The sequence below is a fragment of the Shewanella sp. genome (genome assembly GCF_051658185.1).
In the GTDB taxonomy this organism is placed as follows: domain Bacteria; phylum Pseudomonadota; class Gammaproteobacteria; order Enterobacterales; family Shewanellaceae; genus Shewanella.
Genome location: NZ_JBOFMC010000158.1, coordinates 1 through 7,433, shown reverse-complemented (window position 1 = coordinate 7,433; position 7,433 = coordinate 1). Strand labels below are relative to the sequence as shown.

The 7,433-nt window shown below is 49.1% G+C and carries 7 protein-coding genes; all 7 read right to left on the bottom strand.

Going from position 1 to position 7,433, the window contains the following annotated elements; translation table 11 throughout:
• The coding region (locus ACRCZA_RS06545; RefSeq protein WP_438673649.1) for a sigma-54-dependent transcriptional regulator at positions 1-1,288 on the bottom strand (1,288 nt) is incomplete at its 3' end.
• Positions 1,275-2,447 (bottom strand): sensor histidine kinase, encoded by a 1,173-nt coding sequence (locus ACRCZA_RS06540; protein WP_438673648.1) that lies wholly within the window; start codon positions 2,445-2,447, stop codon positions 1,275-1,277. The genes ACRCZA_RS06545 and ACRCZA_RS06540, both read right to left, overlap by 14 nt.
• Positions 2,448-2,979: 532 nt before the next feature.
• Complete coding sequence (locus ACRCZA_RS06535) at positions 2,980-4,413, bottom strand: sigma-54 interaction domain-containing protein (protein WP_438673647.1); 1,434 nt, start codon at positions 4,411-4,413, stop codon at positions 2,980-2,982.
• A gap of 524 nt (positions 4,414-4,937) precedes the next feature.
• The gene (gene fliS, locus ACRCZA_RS06530) at positions 4,938-5,348 is read right to left on the bottom strand and encodes a flagellar export chaperone FliS (RefSeq protein WP_438673646.1); all 411 of its coding nucleotides are present in this window, start codon (positions 5,346-5,348) and stop codon (positions 4,938-4,940) included.
• 7 nt (positions 5,349-5,355) lie between these two features.
• A complete protein-coding gene (locus ACRCZA_RS06525; RefSeq protein ID WP_438673645.1) occupies positions 5,356-5,709 on the bottom strand; it encodes a hypothetical protein in 354 nt (117 codons plus the stop codon).
• On the bottom strand, positions 5,706-7,064 hold the full coding sequence (gene fliD / locus ACRCZA_RS06520; RefSeq protein WP_438673644.1) for a flagellar filament capping protein FliD: 1,359 nt from the start codon (positions 7,062-7,064) through the stop codon (positions 5,706-5,708). Before fliD ends, ACRCZA_RS06525 begins: the two co-directional genes overlap by 4 nt.
• A gap of 237 nt (positions 7,065-7,301) precedes the next feature.
• Positions 7,302-7,433: flagellar protein FlaG (locus ACRCZA_RS06515; RefSeq protein ID WP_438673650.1), on the bottom strand; the 132-nt coding region annotated here is incomplete at its 5' end.

The window sequence follows — 7,433 nt, the reverse complement described above, 5'->3', positions numbered from 1 at the left end:
TTAAGGTGCGAGCACTGATCCCTAGTTTTTCAGCAACTTGTTTTCGGCTGCCTTGGCACTGGGCTAAGGTTTCTAAAATAATCACGTGCTCCTGCGCTTTCAGCTCATCGCCTAACCCTTCCACGACGGGTACGGATTCAGCAGGGGCATGAAGCGGAACATCTTGGGAGTCAATAATAATATCATTGGCACTGATCACTGCGCCTACGCGCAGGATAAGCGCCCGCTGGATAACATTATCAAGCTCGCGCACATTGCCAGGCCAACGATGGCTGAGTAACCGCCGACACGCCTGCTCATCCAATTCGGGCAAATCCACCACATTGAGCGACTTGGCGTGTTTAGCCAGCAAATGCCGTGCGAGCGGCAAAATATCCAAGGGGCGTTGATTAAGCGCAGGCCAAGTTAACGGGAACACATTGATACGATAAAACAGATCTTCCCTAAAGTGGCCGGCGGCAACCGCAGCTTTTAAGTCGCGATTGGATGTCGCCAACACGCGCACGTCCAGCTTGATGGTTTTACGGCCACCTAAACGTTCAACTTCTCGCTCCTGCAATACCCTGAGTAATTTTGCCTGTAAGGCTAAATCCATTTCAGAGATTTCATCGAGTAATAAGGTGCCGCCCTGCGCCTGCTCAAATTTGCCCGGACAGGCTTGATAAGCACCGGTGAAGGCCCCTTTTTCATAACCAAATAAGGTGGCTTCTAACATGTTTTCAGGAATTGCCGCGCAATTTATCGCCACAAAGGCTTGCTCGGCGCGGCTGCTATGCTGATGAATATAGCGCGCTAAGACCTCTTTACCCGAGCCACTGGGTCCCATGATCATCACCGACGCATCCGAGGCCGCGACGCGCTGAGCCAATGCCAGCAATGCCAGACTTTTATCATCAGCCACCACCGGCGCATCGACATTGCGCTTGAGGGGTAAATAGCGAGACACTTGGTTTAATAACACCTCAGGGGCAAAGGGCTTTGCCAGATAATCCACCGCCCCCAGTTTAATGGCGCTCACGGCGCTGCCGATGGTGGCGTAAGCTGTCATCAATAACACCGGTAATTGGGGATGATGTTGCTGCAGGTAATTGAGCAATCCTAAGCCGCCGATGCCCTGCATCTGCACATCGCTTATCACTAAATCAAAGGCGCTTTGCTTTAAGGCCAGAATCGCCTCCTCCGCCGACGCCACATCAACACAGTCATACTGCGCCAACATGAGCGTATCGAGTAACGCCTCACGCAGGGAGGCATCATCCTCAACAAGGAGCAACTTAGCGTCCGACATGGCTAGCCTCCGGTGGTAATTGAGCGGCGGATTTTGCCCGTGGAAAAGTCAGCGCGACAGTACAGCCTTGTAACGGCACACACCTTAGCTGTATTTGTCCACCGTGGTGACGCACAACCGATTGAACCACCGCTAACCCCAGGCCAGTCCCTTGAGGTTTAGTGGTAAAAAATGGCTCTAGCACCTGTTGCTGCAGCTGTGCATCTAGCCCTTTTCCGTTATCCGATACTTCAAGCATCAGCGAGTCATCCGTGTCCCGTGTCACTATGTGGATCTGGGTAGCCCCTGCCTCGAGGCTATTGATCACTAAATTGTTAATTGCCGAGCTTAAGGCATTAATATTGGCCAGCATGACGCCGGTTGAGCTATCACTCACACTCAGCTCACACTGCTGTTTTGCCGCGATAGGTTCACAATTCGCCAATACCTGTTCGATAACGGCATTGAGGCGCACCCGCTCGCCAAGCTCCTCCTGACGGCCCTTGGCCATCAACAACATGTCGTTGACCTGTCTTTCAAGCTCATTAAGCCTATCGACCAATTTTTGCTGAAATTTAGCGCGGGCGGGTTCAGACAGCTTAGGACTTGCCAAGTTAGAGGCATACAGCAGCGCAGCCGATAAAGGCGTTCGTACTTGGTGGGCCAAGGTCGCTACCATTTTCCCGAGCGCCGAAAGACGTTGCAAATGGGAGAGATTCTTTTGTAATAAGCGAGTTTCGGTCAGATCGGTTAACACGATCAGTTGACCCGGTTCAGGGGTGAGTGGCGTAATTGCCAGTTTTACCCGACGGCCATTACGCAGAGAAACCTCATGGCCATCATCGTCCTTTGGCGCAAACGCCGTGTGAATAATGTCAATCCAACGGGCACCTAGCAAATCATGCTCAAGCAAGGCCACCGCCACTGGGTTGGTCTCTGTGACGATACCATCACCGTTTAAAATCACTACGCCCGAAGGCATAGCCTGTAAAATATGCTCCATGCGATTGGACATATTAGCGGCCTCACGCCGTGGGTGCCATGGCTGACTCTGAGACGCCAATTGCCTTGCAGGCTGTGCGGGGCTAGCGCTTGGGCTCATCGCGGCGCAAACAGGCAGTGCGCCGCGGGTGGCCTTGAGCTTAACTGTCGCAGATTGCGCAAGTGGGTAGGCAGACATGTTCACTCCGTCAAAATATTGCTTATAACGGGGTCACTGCAGATTTTATGCCACATTAAAAAAGAATAAGAAGGGATTGAGAATCGTCGCTACGACAAAAGAGTTAGGCGGCAAATGCTGCGGGCATCTGCGGCGAGCATCTGCGGTAAGTATCGGCCTAGACTGCTGTGAATAGCGACCTAGGCTGCAAACAGCATTTCGCTAGCGCCCTAGGTGACACAAGCAGAGTAAGCGCTTTATCCCACCTGTTTGCTTGTAAGCCAATGCGCTGGCAAACCGATTAACTTGAAACTAGGCACTATTGCAAACTAGACACTATGAACTATTGCACTACATGCACTATTGCAAACTTAGCTGCAAACTTAGCGGGCGCTATTGCGGATTTTGAACTATTGCGGATTGAGGACTATTTCGAATTGAGGACTAAGCAAACTAAGCGCTATAGCAAAGCCAATGGCGGTTTGCTGTAGCGCTGGGCTACATGCTCTGCGCCTCGCCGCTAACACGACGGCAAGGCGCAGAGCACGCCATCTCAATCCTTCGTCATACCGTATTTACGCATTTTTTCAACTAAGGTAGTACGACGGATCCCCAGCATTTCTGCGGCGCGGGCAACAACGTTATCCTGTTGATCTAAAGCTTGACGGATCATATCAATTTCAAGCTCTGCCAATAAATCCTTCAGGTTCACGCCCTCCGGTGGCAGTTCACTCGGGAAACGCGTTTCCGGAATTTCAATCGGCTCATCACTGCCAAATAACGAGGCGAGTGCATCACGTTCCTGCTGCTCTTCGCTCAGTTCTATACAATAATCAGGCACATCGATATGCCGATATTTCAGGGGTAAATCGTTCACATCAACGAGGCCGCCGGGATACAGAATCGTTAAACGCTCTACCAGATTAGATAATTCCCTCACATTACCCGACCAAGTATGCTCCTTGAGTGACTCTATCGCCCGCTGGGTAAAGCGCACCTTGCCCCGCCCTTCGTTATACACGCGACTCACCAGCTCCTGCAGCAACAGGGGAACATCGTCACGGCGTTCACAGAGGGCCGGCATTTCAATCGGGAACACGTTCAAACGATAGTAGAGATCCTCACGAAACTCATTGGCGCTGATCATGGTTTCTAGATCCCTGTGGGTTGCCGCGACCACACGCACATTCGCCTGAATCGTTTTACTGCCACCCACCCGCTCAAACATACGCTCTTGCAATACTCGCAGTAATTTCACTTGCATTTGCAAGGGCATATCACCAATTTCATCTAAAAATAGCGTGCCACCCTCAGCCAATTCAAAACGCCCCTTACGGGCGCTGATCGCCCCGGTAAAGGAGCCCTTTTCATGGCCAAATAGCTCACTTTCTAATAATTCGGGGGGGATTGCACCACAATTGACGGGAATAAAGGGCCCATCACGACGGGGAGAAAGATAATGGATATTGCGGGCAACCACTTCTTTACCTGTGCCCGATTGGCCTAACACTAAAACCGTCGCGTCGGATGTCGCCACCTGACTGATTAAGTGTCTCACATTGGCAATGCCATCACTGCGGCCGACTAAGCTTCGAAACAGCTTAGTCTGATTGGCACTGGTTGGCACCTGTGGACGTTTTACTTGGCCATACACTTGGCAAAAATGCAGTAATTCGGTGAGCTGCGGATAACTTAAGGGCTCTTCAATCTGCCCAAGCACATTGGCAAGTGACAATTCGTATTCAGCCCCAATGAGCAATATCGGTTGCCACGGGTACTGACTCGCAAAAGAGGAGAGCACATCGATTTGGTGCGCATCGGTTTCGATGATCACAGCGCGATAACGAGTATCCTCAAGGCTAGATGGCAATTTTTCAAAGGCGATGATTTCAAGCTGCTCACCCAAAAACTCCAAAATACAACGCAGGCGACTTAAGCGCTCCGATGAAGTGGTGACAAGTAAAATTCGTTGATCTGTTAGCATCATTCAGTAGGCCGTAAAGCGCTAATTTAGGTATTAAATCGCATTAATTATTGATGATGAGTTGCGGTAAAAGCTTAACAAATTCAATGTAACAATCTGCCCTACCCTCATTGTTGTTATGAATATTGTATTATCAGCACACGAGAAGCAAGCTTGGAATGTAAATTATGCCAAACCGAGGGACTTTTAGCCGAAGTATTAACCCTATTGGACTCATAACAAGCCAATTAAATAAGATAGTCATGGATTTATCATACCCATGCGCCGCCGCGATGACCCGCGCTACGCCTTCAACATCTGCAGCTTACGCATCGCTTAATGCTTAATCGCGCTTATCGCTAAACGCCATCAATAAAAAAACCGAATATCGGAAATATTCGGTTCTTTATTAAGCTCATGGTTTATCCGCTGACCGGTATGGAATTGCCCTAGAGAAGCACTTTCGCTCAGGATACCGTGTTAACTCAGGATACTGTTTTCATCTAGGGTCATGCCATCAACGGTTACCCGTTAACTGTACCTGCGCGTTATGCGGAGGGATTTTGCGCCGTGATATGATGTTTATCCGCAGGGATAGCATCCCAAGCCTCTTTTAACTCACGCAAAATCGTCGCCGCATCATCCAGCGCGGCAGGATCATTATTAATATTGGCTTCGCCTAAGCGACGCAGAACAAACTCATAGAGATCATTTAAATTTTTAGCCAGCTCGCCACCTTGGTCCATGACGAGGCCATTGCGTAATCCCTGAATAATGCCAATGGCTTTGCCAATCAACACGCCTTTATTGGCCATATTGCCTTGCTCGATGGCGGCGCGGGTTTGCGCGAGTCGCTCTAAGGCGCCGGCAAAAAGCATTTGGGTAATTTTATGGGGGGACGCGTCAGCGAGTTGGCTTTCCAATGACACTTTGCGGTACGACTGTAGTGATCCTCTCATGGGATAGTTACCTTTTTGACTCTAATGTTTTATATAAATCCACTTTGGTACGGTTGGCTTTCATCGAATGCATCGCATCTAAAAAAAACTGTTTTAGCTCAGCAACTTGAGCACCGTACTCACGGGTGTTGACCAGATGCTGTTGGATCCATTGCCCTTGGGCAGGATCATTATCCTCGAGCTTAAGCCATTGTTCGATCAAACTTTGGCGCTTTGCAATTAACTCCTGCAAAATTAGCGCCAACTCATCAAAACGCTCGGGTTGCTGCACCAGTAACGAATTAAGTTCAGCGAGCAAAGGGGTAATTTCCTTATCGAGCGCGGCAAACTCATCGGCAAGTGCGGTCGCATTTGAGATCATTTTTTACTCACCAACCCCGGTAAAGAGTCAAACTTTTGTTGCAACATGCTTGATTGAGCATTGAGTTGCCCAACCAATAAATCCATGGCGTTATACTGGGCAAACAGCCGCGACTCATAGGCAGCCATTTTTATTGCCAGTTGTTTACGGCTGTCACCAATGCGCGACAATTGCTTGTCTAATGACTCGTCGCGACTATCGATAATCCCGCCAGTTTGCACATAGTTCTCACTCACTTCGGTTAATTTGGCGACTAAGCCCGTGTCCTCATTTGCAAAAAAATCACTGATTTGCTCAGGTTTATCTTTAAGGGCTTGGGTGAGCTTGTCATCGTCAATTTCAAGCAAACCTTCACGAGTGGTTTTAATCCCCAAATTAGCCAACATCATTTGGCCATCTTCCGAGCCAAAAGAAGAGGACATCACGGAGCGGAATTGATTTTGCAGTCCACGGATCAGCGCATCACCTTGAAACGCGCCGGCCTTTTTCGTCTCTGGATCATAACCGGACATATTTTGTACGGTTTTCATCAAGGCATTATAGGCATCAACAAATTCGGTGACCGCCTTTTTAGCGCCATCGGTATTAGGCGAAATCGTTAAGGTGGTGGTTTTATCGACATCCGCAGCGGTTAAGGTCAAATTTACGCCACTGATCGCGTTTTCAATCTCATTCGAATTGGAGGTAATGGTCACCCCATCGACGGTAACAATCGCATTTTTAGGCGGTTGTAATTCCGTCATGGTAAAGGTATCGGCTAAGGCGCTACTGCTGTCAGCGGAGGCCGTCACTGTGATGGTGTTATCTTCACCGGTTTTATCGGAGGTGAGCACTAATTGCGGCCCAGCATCGCCGTTGACTATCGTGGCGGTCACGCCGACATTGCTATCTGAGCCATTGATTTTTTTAACTATATCTTTGAGTGAGTCTTCAGCGCCCACCTCAATATCAAAACTTTCACCGTTCACGCTAAAGCTTAAGGTTCCGGCGCCAATGGCAGCATCAGCGTCCGCGACGGCAGCCGAGCCCAATTTTTGGCTCTGGGCAAGCTGCTTAACGCTAATGTTGTAGCTACCCGCAACGGCATCACTCGTGGTTTTGACCTTCAAAAAATCAGAGGAAGACAGCTTACTGGTAAAGCCATTGAAGGTATTTGGATCAGACAGGGGCTTGAGTTTATCGGTAAATTCAGAGATGGCACTTTTCAGTGCGCCCAGCGCCGAAATCTGGGTATTCAGTTTACCCTCTTGTACATTGAATTGGGCTTCTTTAGGCGCTTTTTCGGCATTCACCAACGCAGAAACAATGCCATTGATATCCAATCCAGAGCCTAAACCGTTGGCCGTTAATCCCATGACACTCTCCTCAAGGCGTAAAACCTAAAAACACACTACCAATAACAAAGATGTAAACGTAAAACTAGAAGCTAGAAGCTAGAAGCTAGAAGCTAGAAGCTAGAAGCTAGAAGCTAGAAAGATAACACTTATCGCGATGTAATTCTCGCCATCACGCTAACTCATGCCCTAAATATCACCCTAAAGACCACCCAGAGCACAGCATAAGCCGCTATTACCCCGGTGTTTGCTTGCTTATTAGGCCTCGGTTTTCATTAATAACCCGGCGATTTCTGACATTTTTTCAGCAAGCGCTAACGCTTCCTCGGTCGGAATTTGCCGGATGAGTTCACCAGTCTCAATATCCATCACACTCACCACCGGGAGCCC